Annotated in this window: 21 protein-coding genes; 10 read left to right on the top strand and 11 right to left on the bottom strand. The window is 34.2% G+C overall.

Annotation, left to right across the window (positions count from 1 at the left end):
- Nucleotides 1–84 precede the first annotated feature (84 nt).
- On the top strand, nucleotides 85–1,986 hold the full coding sequence (locus RM51_RS09015) for an ABC-F family ATP-binding cassette domain-containing protein (RefSeq protein ID WP_039367932.1): 1,902 nt from the start codon (nucleotides 85–87) through the stop codon (nucleotides 1,984–1,986).
- Between the two features lie 56 nt (nucleotides 1,987–2,042).
- On the opposite strand, the gene RM51_RS09010 is transcribed toward RM51_RS09015, so the two are convergent.
- Nucleotides 2,043–3,101, bottom strand: a complete 1,059-nt coding sequence (locus RM51_RS09010; RefSeq protein ID WP_039367929.1) for a Gfo/Idh/MocA family oxidoreductase — start codon at nucleotides 3,099–3,101, stop codon at nucleotides 2,043–2,045.
- Nucleotides 3,102–3,275: 174 nt separating this feature from the next.
- Between RM51_RS09010 and RM51_RS09005 the strand changes: the two genes are divergently transcribed.
- The 3 genes from RM51_RS09005 to RM51_RS08995 all read left to right on the top strand — a co-directional run bounded on the left by RM51_RS09005 (nucleotide 3,276) and on the right by RM51_RS08995 (nucleotide 6,911).
- Nucleotides 3,276–5,561 carry a TonB-dependent siderophore receptor gene (locus RM51_RS09005; RefSeq protein ID WP_039367927.1) on the top strand — a complete coding sequence of 762 codons (2,286 nt, stop codon included), beginning with the start codon at nucleotides 3,276–3,278 and terminating at the stop codon, nucleotides 5,559–5,561.
- An 83-nt stretch (nucleotides 5,562–5,644) separates the two neighbouring features.
- The gene (locus RM51_RS09000) at nucleotides 5,645–6,160 is read left to right on the top strand and encodes a PepSY domain-containing protein (RefSeq protein ID WP_039367925.1); all 516 of its coding nucleotides are present in this window, start codon (nucleotides 5,645–5,647) and stop codon (nucleotides 6,158–6,160) included.
- A 160-nt stretch (nucleotides 6,161–6,320) separates the two neighbouring features.
- Nucleotides 6,321–6,911, top strand: coding sequence for a hypothetical protein (locus RM51_RS08995; RefSeq protein WP_039367923.1), 591 nt, complete (start codon nucleotides 6,321–6,323; stop codon nucleotides 6,909–6,911).
- Between the two features lie 93 nt (nucleotides 6,912–7,004).
- On the opposite strand, the gene RM51_RS08990 is transcribed toward RM51_RS08995, so the two are convergent.
- Complete coding sequence (locus tag RM51_RS08990) at nucleotides 7,005–7,640, bottom strand: peroxiredoxin (RefSeq protein WP_039367921.1); 636 nt, start codon at nucleotides 7,638–7,640, stop codon at nucleotides 7,005–7,007.
- A 97-nt stretch (nucleotides 7,641–7,737) separates the two neighbouring features.
- On the opposite strand from RM51_RS08990, the gene RM51_RS08985 reads away from it, so the two are divergent.
- Nucleotides 7,738–8,619: a mechanosensitive ion channel family protein gene (locus RM51_RS08985; RefSeq protein WP_039367920.1), complete on the top strand. Its 882-nt coding sequence runs from the start codon at nucleotides 7,738–7,740 to the stop codon at nucleotides 8,617–8,619.
- Between the two features lie 50 nt (nucleotides 8,620–8,669).
- Here RM51_RS08985 and RM51_RS08980 read toward each other — a convergent pair whose 3' ends face one another.
- The 8 genes from RM51_RS08980 to RM51_RS08950 form a co-directional block, all read right to left on the bottom strand.
- Nucleotides 8,670–10,865: a reprolysin-like metallopeptidase gene (locus RM51_RS08980; RefSeq protein WP_039367918.1), complete on the bottom strand. Its 2,196-nt coding sequence runs from the start codon at nucleotides 10,863–10,865 to the stop codon at nucleotides 8,670–8,672.
- 242 nt (nucleotides 10,866–11,107) lie between these two features.
- Nucleotides 11,108–11,608 carry a hypothetical protein gene (locus tag RM51_RS08975; protein ID WP_039367916.1) on the bottom strand — a complete coding sequence of 167 codons (501 nt, stop codon included), beginning with the start codon at nucleotides 11,606–11,608 and terminating at the stop codon, nucleotides 11,108–11,110.
- A gap of 80 nt (nucleotides 11,609–11,688) precedes the next feature.
- On the bottom strand, nucleotides 11,689–12,879 hold the full coding sequence (sucC, locus tag RM51_RS08970; RefSeq protein WP_039367911.1) for an ADP-forming succinate--CoA ligase subunit beta: 1,191 nt from the start codon (nucleotides 12,877–12,879) through the stop codon (nucleotides 11,689–11,691).
- Nucleotides 12,880–13,010: 131 nt separating this feature from the next.
- Nucleotides 13,011–14,288: a chloride channel protein gene (locus tag RM51_RS08965; RefSeq protein ID WP_039367909.1), complete on the bottom strand. Its 1,278-nt coding sequence runs from the start codon at nucleotides 14,286–14,288 to the stop codon at nucleotides 13,011–13,013.
- A gap of 198 nt (nucleotides 14,289–14,486) precedes the next feature.
- The gene (locus tag RM51_RS08960) at nucleotides 14,487–14,873 is read right to left on the bottom strand and encodes a DUF423 domain-containing protein (protein ID WP_039367907.1); all 387 of its coding nucleotides are present in this window, start codon (nucleotides 14,871–14,873) and stop codon (nucleotides 14,487–14,489) included.
- A 1-nt stretch (nucleotide 14,874) separates the two neighbouring features.
- Nucleotides 14,875–15,945 carry a hypothetical protein gene (locus RM51_RS08955; RefSeq protein WP_039367905.1) on the bottom strand — a complete coding sequence of 357 codons (1,071 nt, stop codon included), beginning with the start codon at nucleotides 15,943–15,945 and terminating at the stop codon, nucleotides 14,875–14,877.
- A complete protein-coding gene (locus RM51_RS19475; RefSeq protein WP_165584996.1) occupies nucleotides 15,945–16,112 on the bottom strand; it encodes a hypothetical protein in 168 nt (55 codons plus the stop codon). The genes RM51_RS08955 and RM51_RS19475 overlap by 1 nt, the downstream gene beginning before the upstream one ends.
- Nucleotides 16,112–17,440, bottom strand: a complete 1,329-nt coding sequence (locus RM51_RS08950; RefSeq protein WP_039367902.1) for a hydroxymethylglutaryl-CoA reductase, degradative — start codon at nucleotides 17,438–17,440, stop codon at nucleotides 16,112–16,114. Before RM51_RS08950 ends, RM51_RS19475 begins: the two co-directional genes overlap by 1 nt.
- Nucleotides 17,441–17,881: 441 nt before the next feature.
- On the opposite strand from RM51_RS08950, the gene RM51_RS19100 reads away from it, so the two are divergent.
- The 3 genes from RM51_RS19100 (at nucleotide 17,882) to gap (ending at nucleotide 20,817) form a co-directional block, all read left to right on the top strand.
- Nucleotides 17,882–18,505: a DUF6515 family protein gene (locus tag RM51_RS19100; RefSeq protein ID WP_052248449.1), complete on the top strand. Its 624-nt coding sequence runs from the start codon at nucleotides 17,882–17,884 to the stop codon at nucleotides 18,503–18,505.
- A 289-nt stretch (nucleotides 18,506–18,794) separates the two neighbouring features.
- Nucleotides 18,795–19,781: a 6-phosphofructokinase gene (gene pfkA / locus RM51_RS08940; RefSeq protein WP_039367899.1), complete on the top strand. Its 987-nt coding sequence runs from the start codon at nucleotides 18,795–18,797 to the stop codon at nucleotides 19,779–19,781.
- Between the two features lie 31 nt (nucleotides 19,782–19,812).
- A complete protein-coding gene (gene gap, locus RM51_RS08935) occupies nucleotides 19,813–20,817 on the top strand; it encodes a type I glyceraldehyde-3-phosphate dehydrogenase (protein WP_039367896.1) in 1,005 nt (334 codons plus the stop codon).
- Nucleotides 20,818–20,937: 120 nt separating this feature from the next.
- Here gap and RM51_RS08930 read toward each other — a convergent pair whose 3' ends face one another.
- Nucleotides 20,938–21,837 carry a hypothetical protein gene (locus RM51_RS08930; RefSeq protein WP_039367892.1) on the bottom strand — a complete coding sequence of 300 codons (900 nt, stop codon included), beginning with the start codon at nucleotides 21,835–21,837 and terminating at the stop codon, nucleotides 20,938–20,940.
- A 212-nt stretch (nucleotides 21,838–22,049) separates the two neighbouring features.
- On the opposite strand from RM51_RS08930, the gene RM51_RS08925 reads away from it, so the two are divergent.
- Both RM51_RS08925 and recA read left to right on the top strand, forming a co-directional pair.
- Complete coding sequence (locus RM51_RS08925; RefSeq protein WP_039367889.1) at nucleotides 22,050–23,246, top strand: oxygenase MpaB family protein; 1,197 nt, start codon at nucleotides 22,050–22,052, stop codon at nucleotides 23,244–23,246.
- Between the two features lie 156 nt (nucleotides 23,247–23,402).
- Nucleotides 23,403–24,407 carry a recombinase RecA gene (gene recA, locus RM51_RS08920; RefSeq protein WP_039367885.1) on the top strand — a complete coding sequence of 335 codons (1,005 nt, stop codon included), beginning with the start codon at nucleotides 23,403–23,405 and terminating at the stop codon, nucleotides 24,405–24,407.
- Nucleotides 24,408–24,439: the final 32 nt, after the last annotated feature.

The following is a 24,439-nucleotide window of genomic DNA, read 5'->3' as shown; positions in this document are numbered from 1 at the left end:
AAACACACCCGAAAAAAAGTAAAAATAGATTTTATCTCTTCAAAGTCTTAGATTTCGTATTTTCGCGCTACAAAATTTATAGAAATGAATTACGTTGCTGCTGAAAACCTTACCAAATCCTACGGAATAAAAGTTTTATTTGAAAATATCTCTTTTAACATTAATGAAGGTGATAAAATTGCCATTGTTGCCAAAAACGGAAGCGGGAAATCTACTCTTCTGAAAATTCTGATGGGAAAAGAAATTGCAGATAGCGGAAATGTAATCATCAATAAAGATATTCAGGTTGTTTTATTTGATCAGGAAATAGATTTTGATTCTAATCTGACGGTAGATGAGTTCATGATGACTTTAGATTCAGCTCCTATTGCTGCTCTTAAGAATTATCATAAATCTCTTCATTCTACCGACAACGATTTCATCGAAAAAGCATTAGCTGAAATGGAAGTTCATAAAGCTTGGGATCTTGAAAATGAAATGAAACAAATTCTTTCTCAGCTTAAGATCACCAATCTTGATGCAAAGATGGGAACGCTTTCCGGAGGACAGATCAAACGTGTAGCCCTGGCAAAATTATTGACAGAAACCAGAGCGGAACACCGCCATACGTTGCTGATCATGGATGAGCCTACCAATCACCTAGATGTAGAAATGGTAGAATGGCTTGAAAATTATCTGAATAAAGCTAAAATCACTTTATTATTAGTAACTCACGACAGATATTTCTTAGACAGCGTTTGTGATATTATCTGGGAAATGGAAGATAAAAATCTTTACTTTCATAATGGTTCTTATGCAACCTACCTTGAAAATAAAATGATTCGTGAGGACAATACAAACGCAACCATTGATAAAGCTAACAATCTTTACAGAAAAGAGCTGGAATGGATGCGAAGACAACCCAAAGCGAGAACCACAAAGTCTAAATCGAGAATTGATGCTTTTTACGAAACAGAAAAAGTAGCCAAAACAGATACGAGAAAACAAGGTCTTGAATTAGATTTTGAAATGAAACGTTTGGGAAATAAAATTCTTGAGCTAAAGAACATCGATAAAAGCTTTGGTGATAAAGTTTTATTTAAAGACTTCAGTTATCAGTTTCAAAGAGGAGAAAAAATAGGAATTGTAGGTAAAAACGGTGCCGGAAAATCCACCCTCCTTAATATTATTCAAGGATTTGAAAAAGCTGATAAAGGTGAAATAGAAACCGGCGAAACGATTTCTTTCGGGTATTTTTCCCAGAAAGGATTAACCTATAAAGAAGATGAGAGAGTCATAGATTTCATTAAAGAAATTGCCGAATTTTATCCTTTAGCGAATGGCAAAAGTCTTTCGGCTTCTCAATTCTTAAGATTATTCTTATTTGACGATCAGTCTCAATATTCTCCTATTTCAAAACTTTCAGGAGGAGAGAAAAGAAGATTGCATTTGATGTATATTCTGTATCAAAATCCTAATTTCTTGATTTTTGATGAGCCTACGAATGATCTTGATCTTCCTACATTAACCGTTCTTGAAAACTTCCTGCAAATGTTCCAAGGTTCATTGATCATTGTTTCCCACGACAGATATTTTATGGACAGAATTGTAGATCATATTCTTGCTTTTGAAGGAGACGGAAAAATAAAAGATTTCGTTGGAAATTTCTCAGAATACAGAGAAGCGAAAAGCCGCGAAGAGTCTTTAGAAAAAAATACGGTTCAGAAACAGGAAGCTGTAAAAGAAAATACTTCAGCTCCCACTCAAGCTCAAAATTCGACAAAAAAGAAAAAACTGTCTTTTAAAGAACAAAGAGAATTGGAATTGATTGAAAAAGAAATGCCGGAACTGGAAGCACAGAGAGGAAAAATATTGGATCAATTGAACAACGAAGCGGATTACGAGAAAATATCCAAACTTTCTGCGGATTTAGAAACCGTTTCCGAAAAACTGGAAACCCACGAAATGAGATGGTTGGAACTTCAGGAAATTCTTGGAGAAGCATAAAATTAAAGGTTCATGAAAATTTCATGAACCTTTTTTTATTTTATTTAGAATGACTTTTAACCCAAACTAATAATCCTTCCTTCTTTTGCGCTTTCCTCAGCCGCTTCAATAATTTTCATATTCTGAATCACTTCATGTCCCGGTGACGGCAAAACATATCCAAAAACAATGTATTCATAAATTTGTTGATAGTAATTCATATAATCACCGGCTTCACTGAACATAAGAATTCTTTCCGTTTCGGAATTGTCATTGATGAAATTAAGAATACCATCTGCTTCCTGTAAAGGCTTCGTCCATTCTTTCCCATATTCCGGAATTGCTCCTGCCACCAATTCATTTTCCTGATCGTCTGTTCTTTCCTGTAAAAAGCTTCCTTTATCTCCATGAAAAATGTAGGCATAATGAGCTTCTTTACTAAAAACCGAAGACTTTAATCGTACTCTAAGATCATTAGGATAAAATAAAAGAATTTCGAAATAATCATTCGCAAACTGCTTTCCTTTCATTGAAAAAATATCAGCAAATAATTTTTGAGGATACCCAAAGAACTGAGTTGCCTGATCGATAAGATGCGATCCCAGATCATGTAGAGAACCTGATCCCATTTGCTCAGGATTTTCTTTATGTTGCTTTCCACTGGCTTCAGTTCTGAAACGGTCAAATCGTATTTCTGCTTCTCTCAGAGTTCCCAGTTTTCTATCCTGAATGATTTTCTGAACCTGTAAATAATCTCTATCAAATCTTCTGTTTTGATACACACTAAGAAACAGTCCTTTTTCATCTGCCAATTTCACCAATTCTTCTGCTTCAGCTAACGATACAGTAAAGGGTTTTTCAACAACAACATTTTTACCAGCATGTAAAGCCATTTTAGCATATTCAAAATGAGTTTGAACCGGTGTATTAACTACAACGACTTCAATATCTGCATGATTTACCATTTCTTCTACAGATCGATAAATAACTGCCTCCGGATATTTCTCTTTAGATTCTTCTTTGCTTCTCTCTACTATTGCCGAAATAAAAAAACCGGGATGTTCTTTTAAAAACGGAGCATGAAAAACTTTCCCACTCATCCCAAAGGCACAAAGCCCCACTTTTACCAATTGCATATTATTATTTTTAACAAAGGTATTTATAAATAAATTTTAATCTGATCGCCCAAATCTAAATTTTAACATTTTTTATGATAAAAGTCATTTAGATTATTTTTACTAAATCTAAATAAAGACAAATATTTAATTAGCTTTGCAGCTTATTTAAAACCACTCTAAATAAAAGTAAAAATGAGAAAGCAATTGGTAACTTTAGGATTGTTGTTTACAGCTATATCTATAGGTGCACAAATGAAAAACACTGAATCTGACACCGTTAGAATTCAAACTATTGAAGACGTAAACCTTTACAAAACAGGAAATCCCAATAAGGCAAAACCATTATCTACAAAGTCAAACCTGACGGTAATGGAAACTCCACAACCAATTGCAATTGTTACTCACGAAATCATCGAACAGCAACAGGCTAAGCAACTTAGCGATGTACTTCAGAATGTAAATGGAATGTATGTAACTTCATCAAGAGGTAATTCTCAGGACAGTTTTGGAGGTAGAGGTTTCATTTTAGGAAATGATAATATCTTCAAAAACGGAGCAAGAATAAACAGTGGAGTTTTCCCTGAAGTAAGTAGCTTAGAAAGAGTTGAAGTATTAAAAGGGGCAAACGCAATGTTGTATGGTAATACTGCTGCAGGTGGTGTTATTAATATGATTACTAAAAAGCCTAAATTTAATTTCGGAGGAAGTGTAGGGATGAATGCCGGAAGTTGGAATTCATATAAACCAACTGTTGATGTTTATGGACCTTTATCTAAGAATATTGCATTCAGAGTAAATGGAACTTACGAATATGCAGAAAGCTTCAGAGATGTTGTACAGTCTGAAAAATATTATTTCAATCCATCATTCTTATTTAATCTAAGTGAAAAATCACAATTGATTGTAGAGGCAGATTATCTTAAAAATAACTTTACTCCTGATTTTGGAATCGGATCAATTACGAACAAAGATTTAAGTTATTCAATGGTTGATACTTTACCTAGAAATACTTTTTTTGGAACTGATTGGCAATACCAAGATGTGCAACAAGCTTCAACAAATGTTACATTTAATCATAAGATTAATGACAAATGGACATTAAACGCTTCTGCATCTTATCAAAATTATACTAAAGACTACTTCTCAACAGAAAGAGTGCAATGGTTATATAATAAAGCTCCTTTAGCAGATCCAAACCGTTTATCTTGGATTACTCCATTCAATAAAACTTATAATGAGCAAAATTATGGTTCTGCACAGGTAAACTTAAACGGTGAATTTAACACCGGAAAAATAAATCACAAAGTATTAATTGGAACAGATGCTGATTATAGCCAATCTGATTCATATGCTTATACTTTGAAAAATGCTCCAACAAATGTATTATATTTAGATGATCCAAGCTCTTGGGACAATGGAAATTTAGAAATGCCTGAATCTGATTTAAATACTAATACAAGAACAAGAACAAGAAGAGTTGGAGTATACGCTCAAGATTTTATCAGCCTTACAAAAGAATTTAAAGTAATTGCTGGTTTGAGATGGTCATATGTAGAAAATATGCCAAGCCTTTTCACTCGTTTTGCATTAAATGAAAAAAGTGAAGTAGCAAATTCAGCAACATCGGATAATGCTGTTTCACCAAAAATAGGTATCGTTTATGCACCAAATGACAACCTTTCTGTATTTGCAACTTATACAAATTCGTTTGTTACAAACGCAGGATATACATCTGATGAGCTGAGCAATCTAAATACAAATGGAACAACTGCACAAGTAAAATCAAGAGTAGATAACCTACAAAAACAAGGTATAAAACCAACCACTGTAGATCAGTACGAAGTGGGGGCAAAGAAGAACATTTGGAATAATGCATTAGCTATTAACCTGACATTATACCAAATCATGTATAATAATTACTATCAAAATTACTTCTATGTTGATAATGCCAATGCTATACAGACTCCAGATACCAATTTAAAAGAATTTGCAGGAAAAATGAGAAGCCGTGGTGTAGAATTAGACATTACAGGTAATCCAAATGAAAACATCTCAATTATCGGAGGTTTCTCTTACAATAATTCGGTGTATATCGATACTCCAGAAAAAGGATATGTTGAAAAGCAAAGATTGGTAAGAACTCCTGCTACGACAGCAAACGCATCAGTTTTCTATAAATTCACCTCTTATTTAAAAGGATTAAAAGTAGGAGCCGGAATTTACTATATTGGTAACAGAATTGCAGGCTGGAACGACTCTAAATCTACAAACATAAGCAGAAACGGAGTAAGTAGAAGTTTTGAATTAAAAGATTATACTACAGTTTCATTATCTGCAGGCTACGACTGGAAGAAATTCTCAATCCAAGGAAAAGTTGGAAACCTGTTTGATGTAGTAAACTATAACGTTCACGAAAACTATTCTGTAAACCCAATTACACCAAGAAATTTCTATTTCACATTAACATATAAACTATAAGATTAAATAATTTTTCAAATCAAAGTGGAAGTTGCATTTTTGCAGTTTCCACTTTTAGCTTTATAAACAAAAATAATTAAGATATGGATAAGATTAAAGACACAAGAAGTTTCATGAGAATTACCCACCGATATTTAGGGTTTTTCCTTGCCGGTATTATGGCCGTTTACGCAGTAAGTGGGGTTTTACTGATTTACAGAGATACCGATTTTCTGAAAAAAGAAAAGAAAATTGATAAAGTAATCGCTAAAAACCTTTCCGAAAAAGAGCTGGGAAAAGAATTAAAAATGAAGAATCTTGAAGTAGAGAAAACGGAAGGAACTATTTTAAAATTCAAGCAGGGAACTTACGATGCTGCAACTGGTCAGGCAAAGTATACTAAAAAAGAACTTCCTTTTGTATTGGATAAAATGACAAAACTTCACAAATCCCAATCAAAAGACACATTGTCTCCATTAAATGCTTTCTTCGGAATCGCTTTGTTCTTCTTTGTTATTTCAAGCTTCTGGATGTTCAATCCTAAGACAAAAGCATTCAAACGTGGAATGGTATTTACAGTTGTCGGACTTATTGTTTCCATCATCCTTATTTTCATCTAAAATTGTAAAATCAGCAAGCAAGGTGTTCAAATAATTATATATTAATTTTAACAAAAATTAAGAATATTACAAAAATCACCTTAAAATGAGTTACATGGCATATTTATTGTTTTTAATTAATTATCAAAATAATAAACATTAATTATTAAAACGATAAAGTATGAAAAAACTAATTTTAGCAGGACTATTCGCCATCGGCGGATTGACAGCAACTGCGAATGCTCAGATACAGAAAGGAAATTGGTTGGTAGGAAGCAGCCTTTTATCCAGCAACTTCGGCTTAAATACAGGAGGTGGTTACAACATCTCTATTCAGCCAAAGGGTGCTTACTTTATTGAAGATAATGTAGCAGTCGGAGGATATGTAAATCTTGGAATAAGCAAAGTAACCAACGGAAGCCCAACCAGATTTGATTATGCGGTAGGAGGCTTAGGACGTTATTACCTATCTCCCGGAGAAAAAGGAGTTGATAATTTATTAAACCACGGAAGATGGTTTTTTGAAGGAAATGTTGGTATTGGAGGATCTTCTGTAGAAAACGGAAACTCTACTACCGGTCTTGATTTTGGAGTTGGACCTGGATATTCTTATTTCATCACGCCTAACATCGGATTGGAAGGTTTAGTAAAATACCAAGGTCAAGCAGGATTCGGAAGTGAGGGATTGAATTCTAATATTACCTTTAATGTAGGATTCAGTATTTATATTCCAACAGCGAAAGCAAAACAAGTAATTAGAGAAGCAAGATAAAATCTTCTTCTTTAAAAATAATAAAAGCGGCTCGGAAAATTTCCGAGCCGCTTTTCGTACAAATTAAAACTAAACTATAAAAAATCAAATAAATCATGTATTGGGTTGGGGCGTATATCTCAGATACGGCTTTATTTCTCTTACTCCTTTTGGGAATATTTTTTTAGCATCTTCAGTGGAAATTGCAGGTGGAATAATGACATCTTCACCGTTTTTCCAATTGACAGGCGTTGCAATTTTATGAGAATCTACCAATTGTAGAGAGTCTAAAACTCTTATGATCTCATTAAAATTTCTTCCCGTAGATGCCGGATAAGTAATAATCAATCTTACTTTTTTTTCAGGATCAATAATTAATAAAGAACGAACGGTAGCGGTTGCTGAAGCATTAGGATGAATAAAATCAAACAATTCTGAAACTTTTCGGTCTTTGTCTGCTATAATAGGGAACTCAACCTCTGTATTCTGGGTTTCGTTAATATCTTTGATCCAGTTATGGTGATCTTCTACTCCATCTACACTCAAAGCAATGGCTTTTGTATTTCTTTGTTCAAACTCAGACTTCAATTTTGCAGTATACCCAAGTTCTGTGGTACATACCGGTGTATAATCTGCAGGATGGGAAAATAAAATTCCCCAAGAATTTCCAAGAAAATCATAGAAATTCAGGTTCCCAATGGTAGACTCTGCATTGAAGTCTGGTACTATATCTCCTAGTTTAATTGACATATTCATTCGTTTTATTAGTCTACAAATTTAGTAGACTTTTTGAGACTGGCAAAATTTTTGTTGAAAAATTCTAAAAAAAATTTAATTTTAAAATTCTATGGAGAAAACAGGCTTAAGATATGTAGATGTGGTGTACAAAGTTTTGGAAAACTGGTATTTAACGTTTGCCGAACTCACCCCTAAACTGGTGGTAGGAATTATTGTATTTTCTTTTTTTCTTTTCACAAGTAAATATCTCAGCCAAATCGCCGTAAAGCTTTTGCATAAATTTTTCCCAAAAAGCAAAAAAGAAAGTTCATTGGTTACTTTAATCAGTGTTTTCAGATTTTTAATTATGATCATGGGAACTTTTATTTCATTAGAAATAATGGGATTCAGTGGTTTCTTATGGAAGTTTATCGGAAGTTTGGGAGTTGCAGGGGTTATTGCAGGGGTTGCCTTGAAAGATCTTGTTTCCAGTATATTTTCAGGAATGCTGATTGGAATTGATAAAGCATATAAAGTCGGTGATTATATTACGATAGGAAACCACTCCGGAACAGTACAGGAAATTGGCTTCTTAACGACAAAACTTCTTACTGACGACGGGAAGAAAGCTTATATTCCGAATCAGGTTGTTTTTAACGCACCGTTTTATAATATTACCGCTTCTCCTCAGCGAAGAATTATTTTAAATTTTGAAATTCCTGCCGACGAAGACATCAGTAAAGCACAAAAAGGAATTCTGGAGATCGTAAAAAGCTTGGAAAATGTAGACCGATTAGATAGTATAGAAGTTATTTTCACCGATTTAAAACAAGGAGTTTTCAATCTTCAGGCTAAATTCTGGATGAAAGTAGGAGCCAATATGGTTCAACTGAAAAGTGAAGCCCTCTTAAAAATAAAACAACGTTTTGATGCAGACGGAATTCAGTTGGTAACTCCAACAAGCATAAGCATCACCAATGGAGAAATCGGCATCAACGAAAATCATGATTAATAAAAAAAGCAGTCAATTTGACTGCTTTTCTTTTATATAAAATTCAAAAATTATTTTCCTATAATTAATTTTTCAGTTATTTTTTCTCCATTTTCTAAATCAATTGAGATCAAATAATTTCCACTGGTCAGATCGTTGACTTTAACTTTTGTTTCTCCTTTAAAACTTCCATTTTTCAACAATCTTCCTGAAACATCAAATAATGAATAGTCTGCTTTTTGAGATTGATTTTTCAATTTAATGTTAACCACATCATGGGAAGGATTAGGATAAATTGAGAAGCTCTTAATCTCAGATTCTGATGTTCCCAATGACTGGGTGATTGAAAAGCTTGAAGAATTTAAAGCATAATAAATATTATTGAGTGCTTTTACCATAATTCTTGCTGAGGCAATATTTTCATTAGGTAAATTCACAGAAGCTGAACCATTATTCGGAACACTTGCCGCCAAAACTGTATTAAAAGTTACTCCTCCGTCTTTTGAAAGTAAAATCGTTACATTCTGAGTATTGATGGTTCCTGTATTTGTTCCTGCCACATTCCAGGTAACATTCGTAGCTGTACCTCCGGTATAAGCAGTATTAATGGTATGCGAAGACACCGTGAAAGGTCCATCATTAGTAACCGTAACCACCATTGCATCTCTCGCTGCCTGATTTCCTGTTATTTTATTATCATTCACCAATAGTGAGAAATTCAGGGTTCTGGCAACACTTGGAGTAACCTCCCATTTAGGAATTAAGTTATTAGCAACAACAGAACTTAGCACCGGAAAGTATCTTGAAGGAGAAGTTGTAGGTAACAAAGAACGATAAACAGGACCTCCTGTAGCCGTAGAAACCGGAGGCTGAGTATTTGAAGTATTGTCATACTGCTCCCATAGATAAGTCAATGGATCACCATTTGGATCTGTTCCTGTTCCCGTTAACACAAAAGCTGTTCCCTTCGGAATAATATAGTCTGCTCCGGCATCTGCTGTAGGAACTAAATTATTATTAGGAGTTTTTACCGAACAATCTGTTGCTTTTTGTATTACAGCATTCATTTCCACCACATTTGCAGCATGAAAATAAGGATCACTATTATTTTGGACATTATTTGTAGATCCGCAAATTCCTGCGTAAGCCATAATCGTAGTACCACTCCCTGGTTCAAATGCCGTAGAAGTATTTGCATTACCACTACATGAACCTGTATTTGCTCTAAAGGTATGATTGCCACCAAACTGATGCCCCATTTCATGAGCAACATAATCAATATCAAAGGGATCTCCAACCGGAGCTCCAGAACCTGTAACACCTCCTGCTTTATTAGCAGTACATATTGATGCCAGATAAGCAACTCCGCCTCCACCGGTACTAAAAACATGACCAATATCGTAATTTGCTGTTCCAATCACCGTATTAATATTCGTCTGATTCTCACCTAACATGGTGGATCCGTTATTATTCGTATAAGGATCTGTAGTAGCATTAGTATAGATGATTAAATTGGTGTTGGCTACCATGACCATTGTAGAGGAGATTGTCTTTTCGTAGACCCCATTTACTCTTGTCATTGTCGTTGCCATTGCAGCTAATGCTCCTGCTACAGTTCCACCGTGAAAAGTTGTATATTCTCCTGTTGCTGCTAAAGCCAATCTGTACGTTCTGAACTGCCCATCAGAAACAACAGGTGCTTTGTTGGTAGAACTATTATTTTTTAAATTATCTAATTCATTTTCAACGTGGCATTCAAAAAGACGGTCATTTTTAGGAAGGTCTTTTCTTTTATATAAAATGAAAGATGAATGATCTTTTGCATAACTATCCAGATAACTTACTTCCCAATTATCAAAATACATTACGCTAATTCCCGTTTGTGGAGTGATACTAAAACGAATCGAATTTTCAGGATGATTTTTTTGCCATCCAATGTAAGATCGTATTTCCGGAAATTTTGCCTGTAATTCGGGCTCCATTACAGAAGCTTCCTGAATAATATAATCTATTATTTTCCCATCTGAGTCGGGGAATTTAATCAATAGATTTTCATTCTTAGAAAAACGTTGAGGAGCATTTTTAAGATCCGCTTTCATTTTATCTAAATCTAACTGATATAAAGAAAAAGTATTCGGAGTCGTCCATCTTGGGCTCAGATTTTCTCTGCTTACATGGGTATCTTTAAGTTTTGACCAGTAATTCTGTTGACCAAAACCTTGTGCCGCAATCAGCAAACACGAGACAATAAATGGTTTAGTTTTCATGAGAGTAATTTTATATATTAATATTAGTGGTATTTTCTAAGTGGGTGTTTTAAATTTTCAAATCGGATTTGCTTTTCATAAGACACTGCATCATTATCCACAATATGAAATTGAAAATTAAGAACTAAAAAGAGAGAAAACCATGAATGTATCTTCATTTTAAATCCCAATTATTGTAAAAATAATAATTTTAAAATGAATATGTTATATTTTAACAAAAAACCATTACTAAAATCAACTGACTATTTTTTTGACAATTTGTTCTTCAATGCAATGCTGTCTTTTTTATGAATTTTTGTTGTTTGCTGATCTTCAGGAATTACCGCTTCGCCCATTACGTAGCTTTTATTTTTTACCGTATCTATTTCAGTATCGGATACTACAACACCCGTAGTCATTGTACAAGATTCTTCTTTTTGTTTTGAGCAGCCGGTTAAAAAGAGAATAAAAGAAAAAACAGCCAGTATTATTCTGTTATTTTGAATAGAAGATGGAATATATCTGAAAAGTTCAGTTTTTAACTTTTCAGATGCACTTTCTTTGTGACTTAATTGATCGTCATAAAACCTTCCACATACTTCTCCCTCTTTCTTTTCATTAATGATTTGAAAAATTTCTTCAGATTGTTTTTGTGTAAAATCAATTACACATTTATCACAAACAGAACAAAATCTCCCTTTTTCCTGAGGAGACATCATTTCCCAGTTTTCTGAACATGGATCAGGAATGTATAGGTTTTTCATAAACACATTATTTTCCTACAATACATAAAAAAACCGTTCCAAAAATGAAACGGTTTTAAGTTTTATATAAAAATTTTAGATTAAGCTAAAACTTCTTTTACTTTGTTTGCAGCTTCTTCTAAAGTAATTGCAGAGTGAACCGGAAGACCAGACTCATCGATCAATTTTTTAGCTTCAACAGCGTTGGTTCCTTGTAATCTTACGATCAATGGAACCGGAAGGCTACCCATCGCTTTGTAAGCATCTACAACTCCTTGAGCAACTCTATCACATCTTACGATACCTCCGAAGATGTTGATCAAGATCGCTTTTACATTTGGATCTCTCAAGATGATTCCGAAAGCAGTTTGTACTCTCTGAGCATCAGCAGTTCCACCTACGTCTAGGAAGTTTGCAGGGTTACCACCAGATAATTTGATGATATCCATAGTTGCCATAGCTAGACCAGCTCCGTTTACCATACAAGCAACGTTACCGTCTAGTTTTACGAAGTTAAGACCAGCTTCACCAGCTTCAACATCGATAGGATCTTCTTCTCTTGTATCTCTAAGCGCTTCAAGATCTTTGTGACGGAACAATGAGTTACCATCCAAAGTTACTTTGGCATCTACAGCGATAATTTTGTTATCCGAAGTTTTCAACACAGGGTTGATTTCGAAAAGAGAAGCATCAATTCCTGTATAAGCATTATATAAAGAAGAGATGAATTTTACGAATTCTTTGAAAGCATTCCCTTCAAGACCTAAGTTGAAAGCAATTTTTCTAGCTTGGAAACCTTGAAGACCTAAAGCAGGATCGATCAATTCGTTGTGGATCAAATGAGGAGTTACTTCTGCAACGTGCTCAATATCCATCCCCCCTTCAGTAGAATATACGATAGTATTTTTACCTTCAGCTCTGTCTAAAAGAATAGAAACATAAAATTCTTTAGTTTCAGTTTCTCCAGGATAATACACATCCTCTGCAACCAATACAGAATTTACCAACTTACCTTCAGCAGAAGTTTGTGGAGTGATCAACTGCATTCCGATGATGTTCTGAGCGTTTTCTTTAAGTTTATCCATGTTTGGAGAAAACTTAACACCCCCACCTTTACCACGACCACCTGCGTGAATCTGTGCTTTTACAACCCAGCCTTGAGCTCCTGTTTCAGCAGTTAGTTTTTCAGCAGCAGCCACAGCCTCGTCTACGTTGTTTGCTACGTAACCACGTTGGATAGCTACTCCATACTTTGATAAAATCTCTTTAGATTGATACTCGTGAAGATTCATATTATTTTTATTATTTTATTTTAAAATTTAAAGGTTGACAAATTTACTAAAAAGACACGGAAGTTCAAGTTTATTGGCTCAAAAATTAAAGCCCATTTGAATTGATTTTTAACATGTCTTCTTAAACAGCTCTATTCTTCAGATAATTTTTCAGACTGTGAACCGATAAACGGAATTTTCGGAGCAAGGAAATACCCCGTTAAACTCGCAAAAAGTATGGGAACAAAATAAGTAAATCCGGTTAAAGTTCCCAAAATAATCGTGGTACTCATTGGTGTTCTTGTGACACAGGCATTAATGGCAGCCATACAGCTTACAATTGCTAATGTAGTATCAACTGTCGGAAACAAATTATGAATAATTAAACCCAAAGTCGTTCCTACAAAGAAAAGAGGAATGATAAAACCGCCTCTCCATCCTGAAGTCACGGTAATGGCTATTGCTAAGATTTTGAAAATTAAAACTAGGATTAAAAAATTCAGGGCAAAATTCCCGTTGATCAACTGATTGATCTCATTATGCCCGAAATATCTCGTAATCGGAAAATAGAAAGCGATGATTCCTAATATAATTCCGCCTACGAAAGTTTTAATATAAATCGGAAATTTTCTGTATTCAAAAACCTTTTTGAAGAACTTTACCACAAAAATAAAGATCCAGCCAAATAAAGTTCCTACCGCTCCAAAAGCAGTCGCATAAGCAAAATCATAAACTCCTGTATAATGATAAGCCTTCAAATCCCAGGTTGCCCCTATTCCTAGATGAATAATTAAAGCAAACATGACGTAACTGAAACAGCTCGCCACCAATGCAGGAATGATCGCCTTATAATATTCAACAGCATGTTTATGATGAAGAATTTCAAGCGAAAATAAACTTCCGCCAAGCGGAGCGCCAAAAAGTGCTGTAAAACCAGAAGCCATTCCGGCAATACTCAAAGAACGCAACTCCTCCCCTTTTAATCTAAATATTTTTCCGAGCCAGGTTCCTGTAGACCCCGTCACTTGAACTAAAGGCGCTTCGGGACCTAAGCTTCCTCCAGATGCTACACAAAAAAGGGAAGACAAAATCATGGATGGATTATTTTTCGGTTCCAACTTGCCTTTGTTAAATCGAATATTATTAACGATCAAATGGATTTCTCCGGGATCACCGATAAAATGAATAACCAAACCAGCCAGTAAACCACAGATAGCCATCGTAGGAATTACCATCCAGCCTTGAAACTCAGCTAAAAACTCTGTAAAATGCTCAAGAACGATCCAATAAAGACCGGCAATTATTCCTCCCACCAATCCTGTAATTGCCCACATGAAAAAAGTACGGCTAAATACGAAAGGATTGAATCTGATAGGCTGATCCAAAAGATCAAATGTCTTGATGAGCCTTCGCCTTCTATTAATTCTCATTTTTGATGTATTACATATTAAAAGGAAGTTTCATCATTTGTTTTAGTATTCTCTCACTTTGCAAACGAGGGTGAATGCAAAACTGAGCTCATAAAAGCTTTGAACGTTATTTAAAAAAATTTGAGATGCTTCGACTTCGCTCAGCATGACATTGCTAATATTATTTTTTGATCAGCTTGAGCAATATTGATTTTTCTTTTAAATCCTGCCTTTAGCAAAATGAAAAATAAGCATCAACCAGCTTAGGATCATGAATAATCCTCCAAGTGGAGTTATTGGTCCTAAAAATTTCAGATTTGCTCCCAAATAATCCTGTAAACTCAAGAAATAAATGCTTACTGAGAATAAAAGTGTTCCTACAATCATTAAAATTGAAGTCCATTTTTCTGATGAAGTTTCAAATTTCAAAATGTAGCCGATAATTAATAAAAAGAATGCAGCGTACATCTGGTATCTCACTCCTGTTTCAAAACTCTCCAGTCTCTCTACAGACAAAATTTTCTTTAAAGCATGTGCTCCGAATGCGCCTAAAATCACAGATAACATTCCGTAAACCGCTCCAAAAACTAAAGTAATTGTTTTCATTTTATAATTCTTCTAATTCTAGATTTAAATATTTTTTTGTTTTATAATCCTGCCAGGTTCCAACGATTTTATTGCCCTTGAGTTCTGCTTCTACCAAAGCTCTGAAAATCCACTGATTGGTTTCTTCGCTATAATAATCATTTTCTATAATAGAAATATGGTTTCCTTTCAACTTGCCATTCCATTCAATCAGCTTTTTATTTTTATCATACCAGTATTTCGCAGAAAAAGAACCGTCTCCATACACTTTTTCAATTAAAACCGTGATAGGATATTTCCCATCGATTTTCCCTTTATACAACTTATTGCTAAAACTTGTTCTATCCATTTTTTCAGAACCTGACAATAAATTTTTCGCATAAGGACTCCAGTATTTTTCCATATCCTTATAAGGAAACTCAACCACATGGCTATCCAGTTCATCCAATGCTCTCATCGCATGATTGGAGCATCTTCCTGCAATAAATCTGATTTTATCTTTCCCGAAATAATATTCAATTCCATCTAAGGTAAAATCTGTAAAACAATCTTCATAAATAGAAATCTGGTCTACAACTTCTTCTGAAGGATTTTTCTCAGATTTTAACTGTGTAAGAAAATCATTTACCTCTTTCTTTATGCTTTTCTGAATTAAATTTTCAACCGTTTTCACTGAATTGGGCTGAAATAAATCATTAGCATTAATTAAATTCCCGGTTCTCAGATCAAAATTCTTCCAGATGGAAAAACCTTCCGGATAAGCTCCTGAAGCTTCCCCATCCAATGCAAGACTCAGAATATTTTTAGGCGTTTCCAGTTTTTCCCAACTATAAAAATAAACATAATTGGAATAGGAAGTTTTTCCCGTAGAAACCAGTTTAAATGGATTCCCTATTGATCCAGGAATGTATTCCAGCTGATCAACCTGCAAAAAGGTATTGATTTTATTTTCCACTCTTGAATTTTCTGAATAGGAAATTACCGGAAACACTGAATCCTCAGATTTCGGCATCAAATCTTTTATGAGTAAATGTTTCTGCTGTGAAAAACTTAAACCGTAGATCAACAGAAAGAATACAATTTTCTTTTTCACTATGCGGGATGTAAAAAATAGAAAACCAGTTTGCTAATCAATACCGCACCTCCCAAAATAATAAACATAATCGCAAATCTTTTAGAACTCCTGAATCCCGGATGATTGGTTTTCTTTAAAAAGAGCCCGAAAAGCAAGATGATAATGGCAAGAATAATCTGTATCATTATTGACCTCTTAATCTGTTAAATTCATTAATAACTTCATGGTGAGTAACCGTTTTATCTTTGAAATAGGTCACAAAATGTTGCTTCTCTTCCTCTGTAGCTCCCATTTGATTCAAGATATTCAGTAAATGCATTTTCATGTGCCCTTTCTGAATTCCCGTTGTTACCAAAGAACGCAAAGCCCCAAAATTCTGCGCTAAACCGGAAACTGCCAAAATACTCATCAATTCCTGAGCAGAAGGTTTTCCAAGAAGTGCCAAAGAGAATTTTACCAATGGATGAAGATTCGTCAAACCACCAACAACTCCTACAGAAATAGGAAGGTCAATCCAGAATCTGAAAATTCCGTTGTCTGTTGTACAATGAGTTAAAGAAGAATATTTTCCATTTCTTGCCGCATAAGCATGTGCACAAGCTTCCGTAGCTCTAAAATCATTTCCTGTAGCAATTACCACGGCATCTACTCCATTCATAATTCCTTTATTGTGAGTGGTCGCACGGAAAGGTTCAATTTCAGCAATTGTTACGGCTTGTTTGAATTTTGAAGCAAATTCTTCATTGGAAATTCCACTATCGTCTTTTAAGTCTTCGATTTTACAAGAAACCTCAGCTCTTACGATACAATCAGGGGTAAAGTTGGAAAGAATATTCATCACAATCTGCAAAGAATTCTTTTCTTCGTGTGAGAAATCTTCACTGACTGCCACTTCCTGTTTTAGTGTTTTTCCAAACTGTTCCAGACAAGAATTAATGAAGTTTGCCCCCATCGAATCTACCGTATCAAAACTTGCTTTTAGCTGGTAATAATTTGGCATTTCGGAAGTTTTATCTACCAACTTAATGTCTAAAATCCCACCTCCACGATTTCTCATGTTGGCAGTGATATCCTCAGTCGCTTCCATTAATTTTTTCTTTAAATTAAAATTAAAGAAATGAAGCAATTTATGAGGTTCAACATTAAAGATGAAGTGAGTATGACCTAGTTTTTCATTGTTGATAATTGTTGTTTTAAAACCACCTTTATCAATCCAGAATTTTGCAGCTTTTGAAGCTGCTGCGACTACAGAACTTTCTTCAACCGCCATTGGAAGTGCAAATAATTTTCCGTCAATTAAAAAATTCGGAGCAATTCCGTAAGGCATATAAAAATTGGAAATGGTGTTTTCAGAAAACTCATCATGAAGTTTCTGCAAATCAGCATTTTCGTTCCAGTATTGATTTAATATATGTTGATATTCTGAGTTTCCTTCAAGGTATTCGTTAACTAGCCAATCGATTTTTCCCTGTTTTGTTAATTTAGAAAAACCTTCTACCGGTTTATGATTCATAAGTAAGCTATTTTATATAATAATGTAATATGCTTTGCAATTACACTCAATTCATTTAATGACCGTAAATATACTAATTTTGTCTCTGCAAACTGCGGATAACTTCAATCAAAAAGAGTTGACATTTATCAATTTTGGAATTATTTCTGAACATAAAATTTAAATTTCCAAACCGCAAAAGTCACAAAAGCTTTTGCCTTTTATAGCATAAAAAAGGACATCATAAGTATTTCAGAAACCTTCGATTTTTCCTTCTACAAAATTTTCATTTTCAAATTATGTAAGCATAAATTATTTTTTGCAACAAATAAAAATCTTCTAAATACGGTTGGTAGATTTCTTTTAGGACTTCGTCTATAAATATACATCAAACGTCGAAACTTCATTTTCTTGGTATATTTTATGAATGTATTGTAACAAATAATTTAACAATTTAATGTCATGAAAAATTCAACCAAAATATCAGTATTTATTGCTGCATTATTTCTTACCATTTCTAATGTTGCTGTGGCGCAACAAAAAGATAGAGATAACAGACCTAATCAATCGAACCAACAATCCAATAACAATTCGAATCGTCCTAATGGGCAATCAAACAATAAGCCTGGCAACATTAATAATGTAGGAAATGTTAATCGTAATAATGTTCAGTTCGAAAAAGGACAAACAAAAAAAGTAGTAACCATTAATAAGCGTCCAAATAATGCTCAACCTATTTCTCATAATAATAAAAATTATCAATATAAAGATGGTAAATATTATCTTGAAACAGGCGGAAGATATGTAAATGTAGCTCCCCCAAAAGGAATGAGAGTAAAAACAATTCCCAACAATTATCACAGAGTAACTTTCGGGAACATTTTATACTACTTCCTTGACGGTATTTTTTATAACCAAAACAATGGTTACTATGAAGTTGTAACTCCAAGAATAGGAACAATTGTACCTTCTTTACCAGCTGGCTATGAGAGAGTAAATTACCAAGGATATATGTACTACGAATATGATGGTGTATTATTCACTAAAGTTTCTAGAGGATATCAAGTTGCAGGATATTTAAATTAATTTCACAAACTGATATTGAAAAATAACTTAAACTTAGTCGGAAGAAAAATCTTCCGGCTTTTTATTTTTATCTATTGTATTTGTTAATTGAAATACAGTCTGAATGTTTGACGAAAAAATCACCTTGATACAATTTCACTATCGTCTCGCCAAAGACTCAAACAGTGAGTGCTATTTCCAAACTTACAAGTTTTAGATGGGTTTAATAATTTATATTCAAAACTCTTATAAAGTTACTACCATTATCTGAACTTGTTTTTGTAAATTTGTGTTCGAAATTTTTTACTAGATGAAAGAGAGTGCTGTAAAAAAAATTGCAGTTCTTACTTCAGGAGGAGATTCTCCGGGTATGAATGCAGCATTAAGGGCGGTAGTAAGAACCGCGAATTATTATAATATCGAATGCTACGGAGTAAGAGAAGGCTACAATGGCTTAATCCACGATGATTTCCTGAAAATGGGTCCTCGTTCCGTAAAAAATATAATCAATCAGGGAGGAACCATCTTGAAATCCGCCCGTTCCATGGAGTTTAAAACGAAAGAAGGTCGTCAAAAGGCTTACGATAACTGTGTAAAACATGGTGTCGATGCTTTGGTATGTATCGGAGGAGACGGAACTTTCACGGGAGCAAAAATCTTTAACGAAGAATTCGGAATCCGAGTGATTGGCGTTCCAGGAACGATCGATAATGATATTTTCGGAACTGATAATACCATCGGTTACGATACAGCCTTAAATACTGCTATGGAAGCGATCGATAAAATTCGTGATACGGCAACTTCTCACAACAGAGTTTTCTTTGTGGAAGTAATGGGTCGTGATGCAGGTTTTATTGCTTTAAATAGTGGATTGGCAGCCGGAGCTCTTGATATTTTAATTCCTGAGAGAAAAGACAGTATTGATGAACTTTTCGCAAACTTCAGAAATGCTGAAAAAACAGGAAAATCTTCCAGTATTGTAGTTGTCGCAGAAGGCGAAAAATTAGCTAACATCTATGAATTAGCTGAAAAAACAAAAGCTGAATTCCCTGATTATGATATCCGTGTTGCTATCTTAGGACACATCCAGAGAGGAGGTTCTCCAAGCTGCGCCGACAGAGTTTTGGCAAGCAGACTGGGGTATGGAGCCGTAACAGGATTAATGGAAGGACAAACAAACGTAATGGCAGGAATGCGTTCCAACGATTTGGTGTATACACCAATTGAAGAAGCCATTAAAAAACATAACGAAATCAATAAGGATCTTTTACTGATTTCAGAAATTTTAGCAATCTAATATTTTTTAATATAATTTAAAACAAACTATTATGTCAACAATCAAAGTAGGTATCAACGGGTTTGGTAGAATTGGACGTCTTGTTTTCAGAGCAATGACTGAAAGAGACAACATCGAAGTAGTAGGAATCAATGACCTTATCGATGCTACATACATGGCTTACATGTTAAAATATGATTCTGTACACGGGATTTTCCCAGGTGAGGTTTCTGTAGAAGGAAGCGACCTTGTTGTAAACGGAAAAAGAATCAGAGTAACAGCTGAAAGAGACCCTAACAACTTGAAGTGGAACGAAATCGGAGCTGATTATATCGTTGAATCTACAGGTTTATTCTTAGATAAAGAAAATGCTGCAAAGCACATCAACGCTGGTGCTAAGAAAGTAATCCTTTCTGCTCCTTCTAAAGATGATACTCCAATGTTCGTAATGGGTGTAAACCACACTGAACTTACAGACGATATCAAAATCTTATCAAACGCTTCTTGTACTACAAACTGTTTAGCTCCTTTGGCTAAAGTAATTCACGATAACTTCGGAATTGTAGAAGGTTTGATGACAACTGTACACGCTACAACTGCAACTCAAAAAACTGTTGACGGTCCTTCAATGAAAGACTGGAGAGGTGGTAGAGCTGCTCTAAACAATATTATTCCTTCTTCTACAGGTGCTGCTAAAGCAGTAGGAAAAGTAATCCCTTCATTAAACGGAAAATTAACAGGTATGTCTTTCAGAGTACCAACTGTTGACGTTTCTGTAGTAGATTTAACAGTAAGAATTGAAAAAGCTGCTTCTTACGAAGAAATCTGTGCGGTAGTAAAAGCTGCTTCTGAAGGTGAATTGAAAGGTATTCTTGGATACACTGAAGATGCTGTAGTTTCTCAGGATTTCGTAGGAGATAAGAGAACTTCAATCTTTGATAAGGATGCTGGTATTATGCTTTCTCCTAACTTCGTAAAACTTGTTTCTTGGTATGACAACGAAATGGGGTATTCAAACAAGTTAGTTGATATGTTGGTACACGCTGCTTCTCTATAATTAGCAACTCGCAACAAATTATAAAAACCTTCCCAATGGGAAGGTTTTTTGTTTTTCGTCTTAAATTGTATGAAGAAATTAATTTATTTTTTTTAGAAAGTACACTGATACTTTATATCATTAATTAACTCCCTTATCTCCAGTATTACCACCTTGGTTGTTAAAGGCTACATTAATTCCTAATCCAAACCAGCCTTTATTATTATACTTCCAATCATAATTATTTTGGTCATTTTTACTAATTCGATCAAGTCCAAACGTTACACCAACATTAATCGCATTTGTAATATGAAATAATACCCCCGTATTTACTGTAAAAGCACTTACATTTGTATTGGCAGTTGTAACATTGCTATTTGATTCATCAAGTTTTATACTTGCCAAACCGAATCCAAAAATTGGTTCAATCGCAAAGCCATTTTCTATTTCTCTATCCCATCTGATTTTTCCTCCAATATTAGCACCCAAATTCACATTTGCATCAAAAGCAAATCCTCCAAGACGTAGTTTGAACGGAACGGTATAGACACCAACTCGCCAATCAATTCTATCATATAAAGGTTGCGTCACAATTTTAAATTTATCTTTAGGCAAAGAGTATAAAACTTTCTTTTTATCTTTAGTTTGTTTAGGAATTCTTGCCATGAACTTTTGAAATTCTGAATCACTCATTCTTTTCTGAAGCTCCTTTAAATATATCCCTTGCACATCAGCGCTCTCAATATTTACATTATTAATTTTACTTTCCATTTCTGATTCGGAAAATTTCCCAAATACAAAATAAACCATATTATCATCCACTTTTCTAACCTGAATTCTAAATTTTGATCCTTCAATTTCTTCTTGGATACTAGAAATTTCTACTTTATCTTTAAGATTAGTTTCATTTTTAAACTTTTTAAGATTTTCTTTTGATGGATAATTAAAGTAATAATTCCCTCCTTCTTTAATTTCTTTCTCTTGTCCCAAAACCATTCCTGCACATCCAAGCAGAAACAGCAATAAAATTTTTGTTTTCATAGTTATTTAGTTTATTAGTTAAAATTAAGCGAAAGCCTCCAACATAGATTAACATTAGGTTTTAACCAAATTTAATTCATTTTCAAATACTAAAAAATCACACTTTTGTGGTATTTTTAATAAAGTTTAAAAGAAGAAAGATCATTAACATTTTGATGAAACTGATAAATCTCACCATCTCATTTAAATGGAAAACTTGTACTTTTATAGGAATGGAAAACACAATTTTACAACCGCGATTTAAGGATTCATCTCATTTTAAAGATTTTTGGACGAAAGGCAACGGAAAGCAGCTTATTGAATTTTCCGGAGCAGAAGTCAATTTTAATGATTTTAAAAAATTCGCGCCCTATTTTTATCATGTGGATGAAATTGGTGATCAGGTTGTAAGAGAGGTTTATCTTACAAAAAAATTCCATGAAGCTTCTAAAGAAATTGAGCAGTATATTAGAAATGGTGTTTCTGAAAATGATAATGTTCCTGAAAGCGTAAAACAACTTTTTCAACAGACACAAAGAATTCCCGACTGGCTTGATTATGATTTAATTAAATCCGGTGCAGAACTTTGTATGAGAAGCAATCTCGACTCTCTGATTTCTTTAAGAGATTATTGTCTGATTGGTGGCTATGATTATGCTTACCTCAACAAACCTCTGATCGCAACAGAAGCACTGAAAAAAGGAGCTGTAAAACGTCTTTCCGAAACGTTGGATTTTTGGGTAAACGCAACAAGATATAATGCGTTGGAAGTTCATAAAAAAGGATATGAATTTGCTATCAAAACTAGATTAATTCATTCTTATGCCAGAGTTTCTTTAAAAAAGTATTACAAAAACTGGGATACAGAAAACTGGGGAGAACCTATCAATTCATGGGATATGATGGCTACTTATATTGGGTTCAGTCTTGTTTTTTTACACAGTCTTCATAAATTGGGAAATACCTTTTCAGAGAAAGAGGAAAAAGGACTTTTCCATCTTTGGAAATATGTAGGTTATTTATTAGGGATTCCTGAAAATCTTCTTCCAAATGATAAGAAACAGGCTACAGAATATTTTTACTTATGGACTTCTGTTCAACCACCGGCTGATAAAGATTCTGTACTTCTAGCCCATTCTCTTCTCAATGAATCGTTAGAAAATCCAATTTTGAAATATCAGTTTCAAAGAAAAAACTTGCGTTATCTTCATATCTGTTGTACCTGGTTTTTACTAGATGATGAAGTTTGTAAGAGACTACAAATTCCTGAGGTTTCTAACAAAAATACTTTTCCCAGAACAAAATGGCTGATCAATAAAATCTATGACAAAACAGTTAGCCGACAAGCCAGAATCAACAAAGGAAACAAGGATCAGATGAAGGTATTGAGCGATTATTTAAAAATCACCCATAACTCAAATTTTCATTAAATCTATAAAAAACTCCATCAATACATTCTTTTAATTTTGAACAAGTTAAGGATGAATACATTATATTTCTCTTACTTAAAAAATGATTTCTGGCAACAAATAATATTAGCTTTTCAACTATAAATTATGTACTTTTGAGAAATTATAATTATACAGATGAGCAACGCAGACGATAAAAAGAAAGCACTTGCCTTAGTGCTTGAAAAACTAGATAAAACATACGGAAAAGGGACTGTAATGACATTAGGAGACAGTTCTGTAGACAATACCATTGAAGTGATTCCTTCAGGATCTTTAGGATTAGACATCGCTCTAGGGGTTGGAGGTTATCCAAGAGGAAGAATCATTGAAATCTACGGTCCGGAATCTTCAGGTAAAACTACTTTAACACTTCACGCAATTGCAGAAGCTCAAAAAGCAGGAGGAATTGCTGCTTTCATTGATGCTGAACATGCATTCGACAGAACCTATGCTGCAAAATTAGGAATCGATTTAGAAAACTTAATTATTTCTCAACCAGATAACGGGGAACAGGCATTAGAAATTGCAGATAACCTTATCCGTTCAGGAGCGATCGATATTGTAGTAATTGACTCTGTGGCAGCACTTACTCCAAAAGCAGAAATTGAAGGAGAAATGGGAGATTCTAAAATGGGGCTTCATGCGAGATTGATGTCCCAGGCGTTAAGAAAATTAACAGCTACGATTTCAAGAACAAAATGTACGGTAATCTTCATCAACCAGTTGAGAGAAAAAATCGGAGTAATGTTCGGAAACCCTGAAACAACTACCGGTGGTAATGCTTTGAAATTCTACGCTTCTGTAAGAATTGATATCAGAAAAGCATCTGCTCCTATTAAAAACGGAGATGAAGCCATCGGAAGCCGTGTGAAAGTGAAAATTGTAAAAAACAAAGTAGCTCCACCTTTCAAACAAGCTGAATTCGACATTATGTACGGTGAAGGAGTTTCTAAAACAGGAGAAATTTTGGATCAGGCTGTAGAACAAGGAATTGTGAAGAAAAGCGGTTCTTGGTTCAGCTACGAGGAAACAAAATTAGGACAAGGTCGTGATGCAGTAAAAGATGTATTGAAAGACAATCCTGAACTTTCTGAAGAATTGGAAAATAAAATTAAAGAAGAGATTGCTAACAAAAAATAGTAATTTATTCAGATAAAAAAAGCTCGGCGGGA

The organism is Chryseobacterium taiwanense, assembly GCF_000813825.1.
Taxonomy (GTDB): Bacteria; Bacteroidota; Bacteroidia; order Flavobacteriales; family Weeksellaceae; genus Chryseobacterium; species Chryseobacterium taiwanense.
This window is presented reverse-complemented; position numbering and strand designations above follow the sequence as displayed.

Excerpts from the sequence above, each read along its gene's own strand:
- RM51_RS09015 (WP_039367932.1), top strand. The coding sequence starts at position 85 with ATGAATTACGTTGCTGCTGAAAACCTTACCAAATCCTACGGAATAAAA.
- RM51_RS09010 (WP_039367929.1), bottom strand. The coding sequence starts at position 3,101 with ATGCAATTGGTAAAAGTGGGGCTTTGTGCCTTTGGGATGAGTGGGAAA.
- RM51_RS09005 (WP_039367927.1), top strand. The coding sequence starts at position 3,276 with ATGAGAAAGCAATTGGTAACTTTAGGATTGTTGTTTACAGCTATATCT.
- RM51_RS09000 (WP_039367925.1), top strand. The coding sequence starts at position 5,645 with ATGGATAAGATTAAAGACACAAGAAGTTTCATGAGAATTACCCACCGA.
- RM51_RS08995 (WP_039367923.1), top strand. The coding sequence starts at position 6,321 with ATGAAAAAACTAATTTTAGCAGGACTATTCGCCATCGGCGGATTGACA.
- RM51_RS08990 (WP_039367921.1), bottom strand. The coding sequence starts at position 7,640 with ATGTCAATTAAACTAGGAGATATAGTACCAGACTTCAATGCAGAGTCT.
- RM51_RS08985 (WP_039367920.1), top strand. The coding sequence starts at position 7,738 with ATGGAGAAAACAGGCTTAAGATATGTAGATGTGGTGTACAAAGTTTTG.
- RM51_RS08980 (WP_039367918.1), bottom strand. The coding sequence starts at position 10,865 with ATGAAAACTAAACCATTTATTGTCTCGTGTTTGCTGATTGCGGCACAA.
- RM51_RS08975 (WP_039367916.1), bottom strand. The coding sequence starts at position 11,608 with ATGAAAAACCTATACATTCCTGATCCATGTTCAGAAAACTGGGAAATG.
- sucC (WP_039367911.1), bottom strand. The coding sequence starts at position 12,879 with ATGAATCTTCACGAGTATCAATCTAAAGAGATTTTATCAAAGTATGGA.
- RM51_RS08965 (WP_039367909.1), bottom strand. The coding sequence starts at position 14,288 with ATGAGAATTAATAGAAGGCGAAGGCTCATCAAGACATTTGATCTTTTG.
- RM51_RS08960 (WP_039367907.1), bottom strand. The coding sequence starts at position 14,873 with ATGAAAACAATTACTTTAGTTTTTGGAGCGGTTTACGGAATGTTATCT.
- RM51_RS19475 (WP_165584996.1), bottom strand. The coding sequence starts at position 16,112 with ATGATACAGATTATTCTTGCCATTATCATCTTGCTTTTCGGGCTCTTT.
- RM51_RS08950 (WP_039367902.1), bottom strand. The coding sequence starts at position 17,440 with ATGAATCATAAACCGGTAGAAGGTTTTTCTAAATTAACAAAACAGGGA.
- RM51_RS19100 (WP_052248449.1), top strand. The coding sequence starts at position 17,882 with ATGAAAAATTCAACCAAAATATCAGTATTTATTGCTGCATTATTTCTT.
- pfkA (WP_039367899.1), top strand. The coding sequence starts at position 18,795 with ATGAAAGAGAGTGCTGTAAAAAAAATTGCAGTTCTTACTTCAGGAGGA.
- gap (WP_039367896.1), top strand. The coding sequence starts at position 19,813 with ATGTCAACAATCAAAGTAGGTATCAACGGGTTTGGTAGAATTGGACGT.
- RM51_RS08930 (WP_039367892.1), bottom strand. The coding sequence starts at position 21,837 with ATGAAAACAAAAATTTTATTGCTGTTTCTGCTTGGATGTGCAGGAATG.
- RM51_RS08925 (WP_039367889.1), top strand. The coding sequence starts at position 22,050 with ATGGAAAACACAATTTTACAACCGCGATTTAAGGATTCATCTCATTTT.
- recA (WP_039367885.1), top strand. The coding sequence starts at position 23,403 with ATGAGCAACGCAGACGATAAAAAGAAAGCACTTGCCTTAGTGCTTGAA.